Origin of the sequence: Providencia sp. JUb39 (genome assembly GCF_012272845.1) — a bacterium.
GTDB classification, from domain to species: Bacteria; Pseudomonadota; Gammaproteobacteria; order Enterobacterales; family Enterobacteriaceae; genus Providencia; species Providencia lanzhouensis.
Genome location: NZ_JAAWXD020000001.1, coordinates 2,605,989 through 2,620,780, shown reverse-complemented (window position 1 = coordinate 2,620,780; position 14,792 = coordinate 2,605,989). Strand labels below are relative to the sequence as shown.

Annotated in this window: 13 protein-coding genes; 11 read left to right on the top strand and 2 right to left on the bottom strand. The window is 41.6% G+C overall.

Annotated features, from left to right (window positions below; translation table 11 throughout):
- Window positions 1-115: 115 nt before the first annotated feature.
- The 4 genes from HFU86_RS12110 to HFU86_RS12095 all read left to right on the top strand — a co-directional run bounded on the left by HFU86_RS12110 (window position 116) and on the right by HFU86_RS12095 (window position 3,847).
- Window positions 116-610: a YfbU family protein gene (locus HFU86_RS12110; RefSeq protein ID WP_036952716.1), complete on the top strand. Its 495-nt coding sequence runs from the start codon at window positions 116-118 to the stop codon at window positions 608-610.
- Window positions 611-679: 69 nt separating this feature from the next.
- Window positions 680-1,354, top strand: coding sequence for a sugar phosphatase (locus HFU86_RS12105; RefSeq protein WP_132495446.1), 675 nt, complete (start codon window positions 680-682; stop codon window positions 1,352-1,354).
- Between the two features lie 87 nt (window positions 1,355-1,441).
- The gene (locus tag HFU86_RS12100; protein ID WP_187129341.1) at window positions 1,442-3,271 is read left to right on the top strand and encodes an SLC13 family permease; all 1,830 of its coding nucleotides are present in this window, start codon (window positions 1,442-1,444) and stop codon (window positions 3,269-3,271) included.
- A 156-nt stretch (window positions 3,272-3,427) separates the two neighbouring features.
- The gene (locus HFU86_RS12095; protein WP_051422684.1) at window positions 3,428-3,847 is read left to right on the top strand and encodes a hypothetical protein; all 420 of its coding nucleotides are present in this window, start codon (window positions 3,428-3,430) and stop codon (window positions 3,845-3,847) included.
- A 95-nt stretch (window positions 3,848-3,942) separates the two neighbouring features.
- On the opposite strand, the gene yfbR is transcribed toward HFU86_RS12095, so the two are convergent.
- Window positions 3,943-4,524, bottom strand: a complete 582-nt coding sequence (gene yfbR, locus HFU86_RS12090) for a 5'-deoxynucleotidase (RefSeq protein ID WP_036952723.1) — start codon at window positions 4,522-4,524, stop codon at window positions 3,943-3,945.
- A 174-nt stretch (window positions 4,525-4,698) separates the two neighbouring features.
- Here yfbR and HFU86_RS12085 point away from each other — a divergent pair, with 174 nt between their 5' ends.
- Window positions 4,699-5,079, top strand: coding sequence for a hypothetical protein (locus tag HFU86_RS12085; RefSeq protein ID WP_132495442.1), 381 nt, complete (start codon window positions 4,699-4,701; stop codon window positions 5,077-5,079).
- A gap of 778 nt (window positions 5,080-5,857) precedes the next feature.
- Here the strand turns inward: HFU86_RS12085 and HFU86_RS12080 are convergent.
- Entirely contained in the window at window positions 5,858-7,072 is a 1,215-nt protein-coding gene (locus HFU86_RS12080; protein ID WP_036952728.1) for a pyridoxal phosphate-dependent aminotransferase, read from the bottom strand.
- 810 nt (window positions 7,073-7,882) lie between these two features.
- Between HFU86_RS12080 and HFU86_RS12075 the strand changes: the two genes are divergently transcribed.
- The 6 genes from HFU86_RS12075 to nuoF all read left to right on the top strand — a co-directional run bounded on the left by HFU86_RS12075 (window position 7,883) and on the right by nuoF (window position 14,716).
- The gene (locus tag HFU86_RS12075; RefSeq protein ID WP_036952731.1) at window positions 7,883-8,791 is read left to right on the top strand and encodes a LysR family transcriptional regulator; all 909 of its coding nucleotides are present in this window, start codon (window positions 7,883-7,885) and stop codon (window positions 8,789-8,791) included.
- 978 nt (window positions 8,792-9,769) lie between these two features.
- The gene (locus tag HFU86_RS12070) at window positions 9,770-10,213 is read left to right on the top strand and encodes an NADH-quinone oxidoreductase subunit A (RefSeq protein WP_036952734.1); all 444 of its coding nucleotides are present in this window, start codon (window positions 9,770-9,772) and stop codon (window positions 10,211-10,213) included.
- A gap of 18 nt (window positions 10,214-10,231) precedes the next feature.
- A complete protein-coding gene (locus HFU86_RS12065) occupies window positions 10,232-10,906 on the top strand; it encodes a NuoB/complex I 20 kDa subunit family protein (protein ID WP_004912254.1) in 675 nt (224 codons plus the stop codon).
- Between the two features lie 74 nt (window positions 10,907-10,980).
- A complete protein-coding gene (gene nuoC, locus HFU86_RS12060; protein ID WP_181477305.1) occupies window positions 10,981-12,783 on the top strand; it encodes an NADH-quinone oxidoreductase subunit C/D in 1,803 nt (600 codons plus the stop codon).
- 2 nt (window positions 12,784-12,785) lie between these two features.
- Window positions 12,786-13,358, top strand: coding sequence for an NADH-quinone oxidoreductase subunit NuoE (nuoE, locus tag HFU86_RS12055; protein WP_230086728.1), 573 nt, complete (start codon window positions 12,786-12,788; stop codon window positions 13,356-13,358).
- Window positions 13,355-14,716, top strand: a complete 1,362-nt coding sequence (gene nuoF / locus HFU86_RS12050; protein ID WP_036952742.1) for an NADH-quinone oxidoreductase subunit NuoF — start codon at window positions 13,355-13,357, stop codon at window positions 14,714-14,716. Before nuoE ends, nuoF begins: the two co-directional genes overlap by 4 nt.
- The last annotated feature ends 76 nt before the right edge of the window (window positions 14,717-14,792 follow it).

Below are 14,792 nucleotides of genomic sequence, written 5' to 3'. Positions count from 1 at the left end.
TATTTAACAGTAATTAACGCAAAATAACTGTTTAGATCAATAAAAGTGATATTTAATCTGTGCATTATCAACATTGAATGCGAAGATTGCAGAAAATTATCTACGGAGAGCTGTGATGGAAATGACCAATGCTGAACGCTTAATTTTATCCAATCAATATAAAATGATGACCATGTTAGACCCAGATAACGCGGAGCGTTACCGCCGTCTGCAAACTATCATTGAGCGTGGATTTGGTTTACAAATGCGCGAGCTGGATAGGGATTTTGGTGAACTCAGCGAGCAAACGTGTCGTACAGTTATTGAAGTGATGGAAATGTACCATGCGCTGCAAGTTTCTTACGGCAACATGGAAGATAAACATGGTGTGGATGGCCGTCGTGTGCAGTTTTTGGGCTTTGATGCTGCAACGGAAGCGCGTTATCTGAGTTATGTGCGCTTTATGGTTAATACAGAAGGGCGATATACCCATTTCGATAGCGGAACTCATGGCTTTAACTCACAAACACCAATGTGGGATAAATATTTAAGAATGCTGAAAATTTGGCAAGCTTGCCCTCGCCAATATCACCTTTCAGCGGTTGAGGTTTCTCAAATTCTCAATGCTTAACCTATCTTTTTAGGTAGACACATTTACGTCTTGCATTAGGTAGCACGATTTTCTGAAAAAGGGTTTGATGTGAAGTTAAAAGCAAAAGGTTTTTTATTCGATCTCGATGGCACGTTGGCGGATTCACTCGCTGTTGTTGAGCGCTGTTGGTGTTTATTCGGCGATAGAATTGGTGAAGATAAGCAAGCGATTATCGACTATATCCATGGAAAACCTGCAATGACCACATTGCGCCATTTCCTACCTAATGCAAGCGAAGAAGAGCTGCAAAGCCATTTTCGTTGGTTAGAGAAGATGGAAAGTGAAGATATGGAGGGGGTTGTTGCACTGCCAGGTGCAATAGCACTGTTATCTTTACTGAATAAATTAGGTGCCCCTTGGGCGATTGTGACATCAGGTACAGTACCCATTGCTCACGGACGCCGAGCAGCAGCGGGTTTACCTGAACCTAAACATTGGGTCACGTTTGAAAAAGTCTCGAAAGGTAAACCAGACCCAGAACCTTTCCAATTAGGGGCGAAAAGCCTCGAACTGCCTCCTGAAGAGTGCATTGCTTTTGAAGATGCGCCAGCGGGGATCCATTCAGCATTAAGTGCGGGCTGCCAAGTTATTGCGGTTCATGATCCAGAAGGCATGCCAAGAAGAGATGAAATCTCTGCGATTATTAGTACATTAGAACAAATTTCCGTGACAGGTCCTGACGATAACGGCTATTTTGAGCTTTTCGTGTCGAAAAACGTCTAATTGAGATCTAATCAAAGAAATCCTCTGAAAAACATGGTTAACTAACTAAAATCTTTAGCCTGTTTTTTTTCGTCGAAAGGGGATACTTTGAACGGAGAATTGCTATGGGTGCTAACCCTACTATTGATCGCGGTTGTTCTATTTACTACCAATAAAGTCCGCATGGATGTGGTTGCCTTATTAGTCATTGTGGCGTTTGTATTAAGCGATACACTGACCTTACAACAGGCAACGGCGGGTTTTGCGGATCCTAACGTTTTGTTGATTGCCGCTCTGTTTGTCATCGGTGATGGTCTGGTTCGTACCGGAATTGCCTACCAAATGGGGGAGTGGCTCGTCCGAGTTGCAGGCAGCAGCGAAAGTAAAATGCTCGTCTTTTTAATGATGACGGTGGCGGGGCTCGGTGCATTTATGAGCTCCACTGGCGTGGTCGCTATCTTTATTCCGGTGGTGCTCAGTGTCGCAGCACGGATGAAAACCTCACCAAGTCGATTAATGATGCCGCTGGGCTTTGCTGGCTTAATCAGCGGCATGATGACATTAGTCGCAACACCACCCAACATGGTGGTCAACAGTGAATTAGTTCGCGAAGGATTACCCAGCTTTCAATTTTTCTCAATCACCCCAATAGGACTTCTTATTTTAGTCGCGGGTATTGGCTATATGTGGCTGACTCGCCGTTGGTTGGGTAGCAATGAACCGGATAAACAACCTGTTAAATATCAACGTAGTTTTCGTGATTTGATCCGCGATTATAAACTGGCTGGGCGTGCCCGCCGATTAGCGATTCGTAAAGGTTCTTCACTGATTGGACACACGCTTGATGAGCTTCATTTGCGTTCCCGTTATGGTGCAAACGTTGTGGGGATTGAGCGCTGGCGTAAGTTTCGCCGTGTGATGGTGAGTGCAACGGGGGGAACGGAGCTACGTGAGCGTGATGTTTTGCTAATTGATATTTCAGTGACTGACGATGAACTGCGCCAATTTTGCAGTGAACAGCTTCTTGAGCCGATGATTTTGCGTGGGGATTATTTTTCCGAGCAATCAAGGGATGTGGGGATGGCGGAAGTTTCCATGAACCCGGACTCGGAATTGCTAGGTAAAAGTTTACGAGAGATTAAATTTCGTACCCGATATGGTTTAAACATCGTCGGGATCCGCCGTGATGGAAAGGCCCTTGATGGAAAGCTGGTGGATGAACCTCTGCGCTTAGGGGATATTTTACTGGTCATTGGAGACTGGAAGCTGATCCGTGTTCTATCAACAAAACCGCGTAATTTTATCGTATTGAACTTAGCCGCCGAAGTCGAAGCTGTTGCCCCTGCCTCTTCACAAGCCCCTCATGCGTTATTTTGCCTTGCGCTCATGGTGGCGATGATGGTGACCAATGAAATCCCTAACTTTATTGCAGCGTTGATTGCCTGTTTATTAATGGGAAAATTTCGCTGTATTGATATGGAAAGCGCGTACAAATCGATACATTGGCCGAGTATTATTTTGATTGTTGGCATGATGCCATTCGCTATCGCTTTACAAGAAACCGGGGGGATAGCCCTTGCGGTAGATGCACTAATGAAGGTAGCTGGCGGATTAGGTCCTCATGTGATGCTAGTCTGCCTGTTTATTTTATGCGCGACGATAGGCTTATTTATTTCCAATACGGCTACTGCGGTACTTATGGCGCCTATTGCGATTGCCGCCGCGCATCAAATGGATGTCTCTCCATTACCTTTTGCGATGGTGATTGGTATTGCGGCATCCGCTGCGTTTATGACCCCTGTTTCTTCCCCTGTGAATACATTGGTATTGGGTCCCGGTGGTTATAAATTTGCAGATTTTCTGAAGATCGGCGTGCCATTTACGATAATTGTAATGTTTATCAGTGTGGCAGTTATTCCTATCTTATTTCCTTTTTAAGTAAATACAAAAATAGTATCAATAAAGAGCTCTATTATATATTAGGGCTCTTTTTATATTAAAAATAATAAATTTATAATATTTAATATATTTTAATGATAAATCTTTTGTTGATATTCTCCTCAATTCAATATCTATTAATTATAGGCGGATGATATGAGTAAAAATGAATCGTGGGGTAATGAGAAGTTTGTTTACGGTTATTGCGATTTTGAAAATTATTGGGGGGAGGATTTATCACATGTTGTGTTAACTCACTTTGTCTCTGGTTATTTTGATATAACTAAAAAACTGTTAACTTCAAAAGAAATATATGACATTCCGAATAAGGCTGAACTGAAAAAGGTGTTCACTATATTATTTGAGCGAAATAAAATAGATTCATATGATTTTTGGTCATTAAAATTAGTCACGAAGAGTGGAGAGGTTTATGAAACGAAAGAACCTTTACGTTGTACTATTTCAATTGATGATTCTGAGTTTGTAATATTGGGTATTAATGGGGATGCAAAAACATTTTATATTGCATTCTCTGTAATGATAGGTTGTAATGTAAAATTAGAAAAGGTTGATTAAGCTCTTTTGTTAGACGAGTTTAGACTTGAAGTTTTTAGATTGGTAGAACAATAAATATACTATATAAGTGGGCATCGCATACCACTACTTATATATTAATTGCTTATTTCATCTAAAGACAGAGTAAAGCTAGGTACAAACGTTTTTATAAAATATTCCATTTCAGGGCTATTGCGCTCCGCTAACATTTTTTCAAGACGTCTTTTGGCTAACTTGAATTCGCTATTACCTGCGGATAGCTCTTCTAAACATTTTAAATAGGCACATAAGGTATCTGCCTGTTTTACAATAAAATGTTCTTCCTCGGATTGCAGATCTTCTACCAGTAAGCATTTAAAATCGTCTTGCAACTCTTCTGGCAGCATATCCAACAATTTTTGTTGGGCAAATTTCTCGATTTTTTTATATTCGTGGGCGATTTGCTGATTGTGATATTTAATTGGCGTTGGCAAGTCACCAGTGATGACTTCACTGGCATCATGATACATGGCAAATAGCGCAATTTTTTCAGGGTTGACATTTCCCTCGAATTTGCGGTTTTTAATGACCGCAAGAGCATGTGCTACCATGGCAACTTGTAAGCTATGCTCGGAGACATTCTCGGTACGCACATTGCGCATGAGTGGCCAGCGATGAATAAGTTTCATTCTAGCAAGGTGGGCAAAAAAATAACTCATAATCCCTCTTCAGTGATCCGGTGATGGTCTAAATTATATCTCAAAATTTATGAGGCTGGTAAGTTTATTTTGTCAGGCTTAAGAGGGCTTTTCTTATAAAAAACTAATAAATACAAGTGGTTTAAGGTTACTTAAATACCGCTATGATGAGACTCTATCTAAAAAGGAGGATGTATGAACATAGAAAAACTAAGTGGTGGTATTGCCTCATTTGAAAACCATTGGGGAGAAGAGATATTGATGGCTAATTTACAGCACACTTCAATTAGATTGGCTTCAATTTCACTTGGGGGTATACAAAATAATGAACTGATTGAAAATGCATTTGAATATATTATTCAACATGATGTTGGACAAACAAGTGATTACTGGCGTGTTCATATTGTAACGTTGTCGGGTTCTTATACTACGCCTGATGGATTTTTTTGCTCAATTGGTGAGGAAGATAAAAAAATAGGGCGAGTTAAATTATCCGTTGATGGCAAAAACAAGCAATTAAATGTTACATACCCAGTATCAGGAACTTTTTCGACAAAAATGTCTATGTATTACTGAGTTTTTCTTTTTTCAATCAAATAGCTATTGCGAGAAACATCGGTAAAGTATTTGAAACAAGGTTGATATATATTACCTTTGAAAATGTCTAGTGTGAGGGTTTAACAGTCGTTAAACATAATTTGGCTAACCATAAGCTTAATGTAAAGTAGGGCGAAAAAAGAAATAAACAGGGTCATGCGGAGTATATTAACTTGAATGGCTTTGGGTTTTTAGAGATTTAACCCATAAATGGTTATGCTAAAAAAATATATGTGGTGTTTATACATTCTAATAGCTGTAGCATATGGTTAATCCAAGGATGGGTTTATTGTTATATATAAATAGGAATTCAGTCAATCTTATAAAGATACTCCTAAATAGATGGAAATTAATTTATTAAACGATTAATTGATATAAGGGAAGAATGATTTATAATCATCGATATTATTCTAACTTGTCAGCTAATCGAGGTTTTTATGAAATACTTCCCTGTAATATTAGTATTGTTTTTTCTTGCGGCAGTTTATCTTATTTCTATCATTTAAATATCAGATAAAGATAGTCGTATTAAGAGATGATATGTAATAAATAGAATGGTTCTTTTAGGACTGTTCTATTTTCCTGCTCACCCTGAAATTAATCACACTTAAATGATTTAAAGTATTGTGAGATAACTTTGATTATAGGATGGGTCATTTTAATTACTTATAACAGTAATATTTTATTTTATAGGCTATCAAAAATAAATAGCCCACTGAGGAGCTATTTATTCATAAAAATCTTAATAATGCTCTAATTACTGCTTATATCCGCTAAGGAAGCGTCCAAACTTGGTGATTGCCATCTCTAAGTCATCTGCATAAGGCAGGGTAACAATACGGAAATGGTCTGGATGTGGCCAGTTAAATGCAGTTCCCTGAACTAATAGCACTTTTTCTTGCAGTAGCAGGTCAAGGATCATTTTTTGGTCATCGTGGATATTAAAACGTTTAATATCAATTTTCGGGAACATATACAGGGCGCCTTGTGGTTTAACACAAGAGACACCAGGAATTTGGTTAATCAATTCCCATGCACGATTACGTTGCTCATATAAACGACCACCCGGTTGGATAAATTCGCTGATACTTTGGTAGCCACCTAATGCTGTTTGGATAGCGTGTTGCATTGGCACGTTAGCACATAAGCGCATGGAGGCTAACATTTCTAAGCCTTCAATATAACTTTTGGCCTGCTTTTTCGGACCATTTAATACCATCCAACCTTGGCGGAAACCTGCGACACGGTAGGTTTTTGATAACCCGTTAAAGGTCACTGTCAGTAAGTCAGGAGCCAATGCTGCGATAGAGTGGTGCTGCGCATCGTCATACAGAATTTTATCGTAAATTTCGTCGGCAAAGATAATCAAACTATGCTGGCGAGCAATCTCGACAATTTCCATTAATAGTTCTTTGCTGTACACCGCACCAGTTGGGTTATTTGGGTTGATGATGACAATCCCGCGGGTACGTGGGCTGATTTTCTTGCGGATATCGTCAATATCCGGCATCCAGCCTTGTTGCTCATCACACATATAGTGAACAGCATTACCGCCCGATAACGAAACAGCCGCTGTCCAGAGTGGATAGTCAGGGGCTGGAACCAGCATTTCATCGCCATTGTTTAATAGCGCTTGCATTGCTTGAACGATTAATTCAGAAACACCGTTACCAATATAGACATCTTCAACCGTCATATCGTGGATATCACGGGCTTGGTAGTGTTGAACAATTGCCTTACGCGCAGAATATAAGCCTTTAGAATCACAGTAACCTTGTGAGCTTGGCAGATTGCGCAGGACATCAACGAGGATCTCATCAGGTGCTTCAAAGCCAAACGGTGCCGGGTTACCAATGTTCAGTTTTAGGACTTTATTGCCTTCTTCTTCTAAGCGTTTAGCTTCTTTTAAAACTGGCCCGCGAATGTCATAGCAAACATTATCAAGCTTATTGGATTTCATTATCGTATTCATGGTTCTCTCGTTACCCTAACGGGCTAGCAATCATAGGGGACTTCCGGCGTTACTATCTACTGTACTCCTCCCTCGGAAGCTTTTGAAGATGCTAGATAATTTTTGGTGTAAAAGGTTGGTTTAGACATAAATCAGATATGTGCTATCTTAAAGTATTGAATAAGTTAGATGATGGTTCCAATTATAGTAATTAAGTCAGAATCTAATTCTGATAATTATCGTTGTTTTGGAGTGTGTCAGTGGATGAGTTATAAAAAAATGGCAGAAAAGTCGCATAATGACAAAGTAACAAAAATTGTATCACTCTGTAAGTTTGCATCTTAAATCATTAAATTAGAAATAAATTTAACTATTGGTCGGGGCATTTTGGGTGCTTTTTGACTTTTTTTGTTAGCAATATTGATTATTTTAATGAGAATATTCTTAGTGAAACCGTGGTTATAATGTTTAGTGTATTGATAATTAATAAAATTGTTAATTTACATCATATGTTACATAAACAGCTTACATTAAAATAATTGCAACTACATTAAATATGTTACTATTTAGTCTTCTTCAATTATTTCGCGCTTATTGAGTTTTACGTTAATCAACCCCGCTTTAATTGATAGAAATTTAAAACACTAATTGGATAATTAAGCTGTTTAAGTTAATTATCAAATAGATATAGCAATATAGAGTATTGAATACAATAAATGCAGATCTACGGATTAGAAATGCAAAAAGTTGGATTATTTTTAAGACTCGCTGATTCTCACGGAGGAGAGCAGAAACACCAGGTATCATAAAATTATATAAAGAGAATGTACGATGATAAATTCCAATCGTCCCATAATGAACTTAGATCTCGATTTACTACGCACATTTGTCGCAGTGGCTGATCTTAACACTTTTGCCGCTGCTGCCGCCGCAGTATGTCGAACCCAGTCCGCTGTTAGTCAGCAGATGCAACGTTTAGAGCAATTAGTTGGTCGTGAATTATTTGCACGTCACGGGCGTAATAAGCTGTTAACCGCCCACGGTTTGCAATTACTCGGTTATGCGAGACAAATTTTACGCGCTAATGATGATGCCACCGCATCTTTAACCTATAACGATGCAGATGGCGAATTGCGTATCGGGGCATCCGACGATACAGTCGATATCTTATTACCGTTCTTACTAAACCGTATTGCCTCCGTATTTCCACGCATCGCGGTAGAAGTGAGAATTAAACGTGCTCAGTTTATTGAGTCAATGTTAGATAATCATGAAATTGATCTAGCATTAACGACAAGTCGTATTCCTCAGCACCCAAAAACAGCATTAAGAACTGTCCCGATTTTATGGCACAGCGCACCTGATTTTCAGTTACGCCCAAATGAGCCAATCCCATTGGTGGTAATGGATGAAACTAACCCATACCGTAAGTTATGTACTCATGCATTAGATGAAGCGGGATTACCATGGCATGTAGCTTATGAAGCTGCATCATTACCTGCTGTTCGCGCAGCGGTGAATGCTGAAGTTGGAGTAACTGCACGTCCAATGGAAATGCAAAATGCGGATCTGCGTGTTTTAGGTGAGTCAGATGGCTTACCTCGCTTGCCAGATATTCAGTACTGGCTATATAAAAATGCGGATGAGCAAAAAGATTTCGTGCTCACTGTTTTTAATGCAATTGAAAACAAAAAAATCTCTTATTCTGTCGCTGAACAAGTTGAGAACGGCGCTCAATAAGATAGAGAACTGTCCTTATCGATAAAATAGGATTTTTATCAAAGATAAGTGTCAAATAAATCAAAATATGTTTATCCGGCTGAGTCAGTTAATTCTGGCTCAGCCGTTTTTTTTCCATTTATATTCTTCCTTAAAACCGACCTGACTATTTTACGCATTTATATTGTTATCAAATTGTTTTTAACTGAAATTTACTGACCATACTCATTAAGTGGTTAATAGGGGAAGAAGGGGATTTTGCCAGTACGATATTTTACTTAAAGTTCAGGTGACAAAATAGTGAACAATGTTTCTGCTCAATAGGTGACAAAACACACGAATTAACCACTTATTGAGTATGGATTTACGCGTAAGAGCATGAAATAATTGTGATGTATATGGCATAACATGAAATTCATTAGTTAGTTAACGATTTGTTACGCTTTTAACAAAATTTATTTGCTGAATTGATAAAATAGCTGAGAGTAGTCAGTGGCTTAGTGGGTATGATGAATAAAAATTCGTTATCGCTTATTAAATTAAATTCGGATGTTATGTAAACAAATTGAGTATTTTTTCAATAAATCTGTGCGTTAGATCAAATAAAAAGCACATTTTTTCGTCTGTTAAGACAGGTTTTTCCTGAGATAATAGTGTAGTAAAAGCGAATAATCAGTTAGACTACTTTGCGTGTTTATTTGTGTATAGTAACACTGACACGTTTTAGCAGTTAATGAGTTATTTTTGTTTCACAAATGTTTTTGACGTGTGAATTATTTGTAATAAATACGGTTATTTTGTCTCATTTGAGCAAAATAAAATGTAGTGAGAGAAGGGCAAACCAAACAGCAGTCGTCAGGCTGATTTTAGTTTGGGGGATCTTTTAGTTTAGAGGTCAATTTTAGTCTTTCTTCTCGATTAACTGGGCAATTGTGGTGCAATACTGCCGTGTTATAAAAAGAGCAGTTAAGTGCCATAAGTAATGAGTAAGCAACGAGTATGTCTACATCAATCCTAGAGTTAGCCCATAACTGGGGCTTTGCTATATTCCTTCTCGGCGCTATTGGTCTTTGCGCTTTCATGTTGACCGCAGGTCATTTCTTGGGTAGCCGCGCTAAAGCCAGAACAAAACATGTTCCCTACGAGTCAGGTATTGACTCTGTCGGTAGTGCTCGTCTTCGTATGTCAGCCAAGTTTTACTTGGTCGCGATGTTTTTCGTGATCTTCGATGTGGAGGCTATGTTCTTATTTGCATGGTCTGTCGCCATCCGCGAAGCGGGATGGGTCGGTTTCATCGAAGCCGCTATTTTTATCTTGGTATTGTTGGCGGGATTATTTTATCTGATCCGCGTTGGTGCACTCGATTGGACTCCAATCCGTTCACGTCGCGCAGTTAAAGGTCCTAGTGAAGTTATTAAAATCAGCAATCGTCATCCGCAGTAAAAAGCGAGGCATTATACAATGGATTATACGCTCACCCGCATAGATCCGAACGGTGAGAACGACCGTTACCCACTGCAAACTCAAGAAATTGTTACTGATCCTCTTGAGCAGCAAGTTGAAAACAGCGTGTATATGGGGAAATTATCCCATGCACTTCATGATGTGGTGAACTGGGGACGTAAAAACTCCCTGTGGCCATACAACTTCGGTCTTTCATGTTGCTATGTAGAAATGGTGACGTCGTTCACGGCTGTTCATGACGTAGCCCGCTTTGGTGCGGAAGTACTGCGTGCTTCTCCTCGTCAAGCCGACTTTATGGTTGTTGCGGGAACTTGTTTTACCAAAATGGCTCCCGTCATCCAGCGCCTTTATGACCAAATGCTTGAACCAAAATGGGTTATCTCCATGGGTTCATGTGCGAACTCCGGTGGGATGTATGACATCTACTCTGTTGTTCAAGGTGTCGACAAATTTATTCCCGTGGATGTGTACATTCCAGGCTGCCCGCCACGCCCTGAAGCCTATATGCAGGCTCTCCTTCTGTTACAAGAATCCATCGGCAAAGAACGTCGCCCACTTTCATGGGTTGTCGGTGATCAGGGTGTTTATCGTGCGAATATGCAGTCAGAAAGAGAAAGAAAACACGGTGAACGTATTGCAGTAACCAACCTGCGTACCCCTGACGAAATTTAAGGCTTTTAGCCATACAGCGTAACAGAGCAATGTTGTTGCGAAATAATAAACCTGATCAAGCGTTATGGTGAAGAATGATGACAGATCAGATAGCGCAAGCGAGTCATAATCAGCCAGAATGGCAGACACAAGATCACATTAATGATCCTGTGCTTCTGGAACTGCGCAACCAATTTGGCCCGGATGCCTTTTCAGTTCAAGCAACCCGCACTGGCATGCCAGTCGTTTGGGTACGCCGTGAACAATTACTGGAAATTGTAGATTTCTTACAGAAACTACCTAAACCTTATGTGATGTTGTTCGACTTACACGGAGTCGATGAACGCCAGCGTATTCATCGCCAAGGTCTGCCTGAAGCGGACTTTAGTGTGTTCTACCACATCATTTCCATTGACCGAAATCGCGATATCATGTTGAAAGTGGCTCTTAACGAGAAAGACTTAAACGTGCCATCAGTGGTTTCTTTATTCCCAAATGCCAACTGGTATGAGCGTGAAGTGTGGGACATGTTCGGGATCACCTTCCAAGGTCACCCGAATTTACGTCGCCTGCTGATGTCTCCAAGCTGGGAAGGTCACCCGCTGCGCAAAGATTACCCTGCGCGCGCCACGGAATTCGACCCATTTGTTCTGACTAAGCAAAAGCAAGATCTGGAAATGGAAGCATTAACTTTCAAACCAGAAGAGTGGGGCTTAGATCGCGGAAATGAAAACGAAGATTTCATGTTCCTGAACTTGGGGCCAAACCACCCATCTTCTCACGGTGCATTCCGTATCGTGCTGCAATTGGATGGCGAAGAGATTGTTAACTGCGTTCCCGACATCGGCTACCACCACCGTGGTGCGGAAAAAATGGGTGAGCGTCAGTCATGGCATAGCTACATTCCTTATACCGACCGTATCGAATACCTCGGCGGTTGTGTGAATGAAATGCCATACATTCTTGCGGTTGAAAAACTGGCAGGTATCGAAGTACCGGATCGCGTAAAAACTATCCGTGTGATGATGTCTGAACTGTTCCGTATCAACAGTCACCTACTGTATATCAGTACCTATATTCAAGACGTTGGTGCGATGACGCCAGTGTTCTTTGCGTTTACTGATAGACAAAAAGTGTACAACGTCATTGAAGCAATCACTGGTTTCCGTATGCACCCAGCTTGGTTCCGCATCGGTGGGGTTGCTCACGATTTACCGCGTGGCTGGGATAAATTACTGCGTGAATTATTAGACTGGTTACCGAAACGTCTAGAATCCTATGTGACTTCTGCGCTGAAAAACTCCATTTTGAAAGGTCGTTCTATTGGTGTGGCATCTTACACCAAGGAAGAGGCATTAGCGTGGGGTGTGACAGGTGCAGGCTTGCGTGCAACGGGTGTGGACTTTGACGTACGTAAAGCACGTCCTTATTCAGGTTATGAAAACTTTGAATTCGACATTCCAATCGCCCATAACGGTGACTGCTATGACCGCGTAATGATCAAAGTGGAAGAGATGCGTCAAAGTATCCGTATTCTTGAGCAGTGTCTGAAGAATATGCCTGAAGGTCCATTTAAAGCTGACCATCCACTGACAACGCCGCCACCGAAAGAGCGCACATTGCAGCATATCGAAACCCTGATCAACCACTTCTTACAAGTGTCTTGGGGGCCGGTAATGCCAGCTAACGAATCATTCCAGATGGTTGAAGCAACCAAAGGGATCAACAGCTACTACTTAACCAGTGACGGCAGCACCATGAGCTACCGTACACGTATTCGTACTCCGAGTTATGCGCACTTGCAGCAAATTCCGGCGACAATCAGAGGTAGCTTGGTTTCTGACTTAATTGTCTATCTGGGTAGTATCGATTTTGTAATGTCGGATGTGGATCGCTAACCATGCATAATGAACAAGATAAACAAGGTCAATGTGGCACTGGCCAATGCGGCTGTAACAGCCAGTCTGACGTGGTGAATACCTTCGAACCGCAAGTTAATCACGGTTTTGTGTTAACTGAACATGAGCGTGCGGAAATTGAAGGGGAAAAACACCACTACGAAGATGCACGCGCGGCGTCAATTGAAGCGCTGAAAATTGTGCAAAAAAATCGTGGCTGGGTCGAAGATGGCGCAATTCACGCTATCGCAGAAGTTCTCGGCATCCCTGCGAGTGACGTAGAAGGCGTGGCAACATTCTATAGCCAAATTTTCCGTCAACCAGTGGGTCGCCACATTATTCGTTATTGCGACAGCGTTGTTTGCCATATTACGGGCTACCAAGGCTTAGAAGCTGAAATTATTAAACAGCTGAGTATTCGCCCAGGTCAAACCACCGCTGATGGTCGCTTTACGCTGCTGCCAACCTGTTGCTTAGGTAACTGTGACAAGGGTCCAACGATGATGATCGATGACGATACCCACAGTCATGTGCAGCCTGAAAATATTCAAAAGCTACTGGAGCAGTATCCATGACAAACTTCTCCGCAAACCCTGTGATCCGTACCGCGGAAACTCATCCATTAACTTGGCGCCTACGCGATGACGCGCAGCCAGTCTGGTTAGATGAGTATCGCAGTAAAAACGGATACAAAGGTGTTGAACGTGCCCTTAAAGGCATGGCTCCTGATGAAGTGGTTAACCTTGTCAAAGACGCCGGACTGAAAGGTCGTGGTGGTGCAGGGTTCTCGACGGGTCTGAAGTGGAGCTTAATGCCGAAAGACGAAAACATGAAACTGCGTTACTTCTTATGTAATGCGGATGAAATGGAACCGGGCACTTACAAAGACCGTTTATTGATGGAACAACTGCCACACTTGTTAGTGGAAGGGATGATCATCGGCGCTTATGCATTGAAAGCGTATCGTGGTTATATCTTCTTACGTGGCGAATATGTTGAAGCGGCTAAACATTTGCGTCGTGCCATCGAAGAAGCCAAAGCAGCGGGTCTATTAGGTAAAAATATTCTCGGTTCGGGCTTTGATTTTGAGCTATTCGTGCATACCGGTGCAGGTCGTTATATCTGCGGTGAAGAAACCGCATTGATTAACTCCCTTGAAGGTCGTCGTGCAAACCCACGCTCTAAACCACCATTCCCTGCAAGTTCAGGTGCATGGGGTAAACCGACCTGCGTTAATAACGTTGAAACTATCTGTAACGTGCCAGCAATTCTAGAGCATGGTGACCAGTGGTATATCGATTTAAGCGCGGGCAAAAGTAAAGATGCGGGCACTAAGCTGATGGGCTTTTCTGGACGCGTGAAAAATCCGGGTCTGTGGGAACTGCCATTTGGTACAACGGCACGTGAAGTCTTAGAAGACTACGCGGGCGGTATGCGTGATGGATTAAAACTCAAAGCATGGCAACCGGGTGGTGCAGGAACTGACTTCCTGACCAACGATCACCTCGATTTACCGATGGATTTCGAAAATATTGCAAAAGCAGGCAGTCGTTTAGGTACAGCGCTAGCGATGGCAGTCGATAACGAAATCAACATGGTTTCTTTAGTACGTAACTTAGAAACCTTCTTCGCGCGTGAATCCTGTGGTTGGTGTACACCGTGCCGTGATGGTCTGCCTTGGAGCGTAAAAATTCTACAGGCATTAGAAAAAGGTGAAGGTCAAGAAGGGGATATCGAAACTCTTGAACAACTTTGCCGTTTCTTAGGACCAGGCAAAACCTTCTGTGCACACGCACCGGGTGCGGTTGAGCCATTACAAAGCGCCATCAAATATTTCCGTGGAGAGTTCGAAGCGGGTATCTCGAAAAAAGATCTGCGCAACATCGTGCAGATTGCCGGGATCCAGCCAAACCTGCTCAAGCAGCGTTGGTAAGCATTTAGCGATTGAGCAACCGCTAAACGAATTTTTGACGAAGAACGTATTTATGTTTAACGCCTGCTAAAGCGGG

Coding starts and splice junctions, on each gene's coding strand:
- yfbR (WP_036952723.1), bottom strand. CDS start 4,524: ATGAGTTATTTTTTTGCCCACCTTGCTAGAATGAAACTTATTCATCGC.
- nuoE (WP_230086728.1), top strand. CDS start 12,786: ATGCATAATGAACAAGATAAACAAGGTCAATGTGGCACTGGCCAATGC.
- HFU86_RS12065 (WP_004912254.1), top strand. CDS start 10,232: ATGGATTATACGCTCACCCGCATAGATCCGAACGGTGAGAACGACCGT.
- HFU86_RS12085 (WP_132495442.1), top strand. CDS start 4,699: ATGAACATAGAAAAACTAAGTGGTGGTATTGCCTCATTTGAAAACCAT.
- nuoF (WP_036952742.1), top strand. CDS start 13,355: ATGACAAACTTCTCCGCAAACCCTGTGATCCGTACCGCGGAAACTCAT.
- HFU86_RS12110 (WP_036952716.1), top strand. CDS start 116: ATGGAAATGACCAATGCTGAACGCTTAATTTTATCCAATCAATATAAA.
- HFU86_RS12070 (WP_036952734.1), top strand. CDS start 9,770: ATGTCTACATCAATCCTAGAGTTAGCCCATAACTGGGGCTTTGCTATA.
- nuoC (WP_181477305.1), top strand. CDS start 10,981: ATGATGACAGATCAGATAGCGCAAGCGAGTCATAATCAGCCAGAATGG.
- HFU86_RS12075 (WP_036952731.1), top strand. CDS start 7,883: ATGATAAATTCCAATCGTCCCATAATGAACTTAGATCTCGATTTACTA.
- HFU86_RS12080 (WP_036952728.1), bottom strand. CDS start 7,072: ATGAATACGATAATGAAATCCAATAAGCTTGATAATGTTTGCTATGAC.
- HFU86_RS12095 (WP_051422684.1), top strand. CDS start 3,428: ATGAGTAAAAATGAATCGTGGGGTAATGAGAAGTTTGTTTACGGTTAT.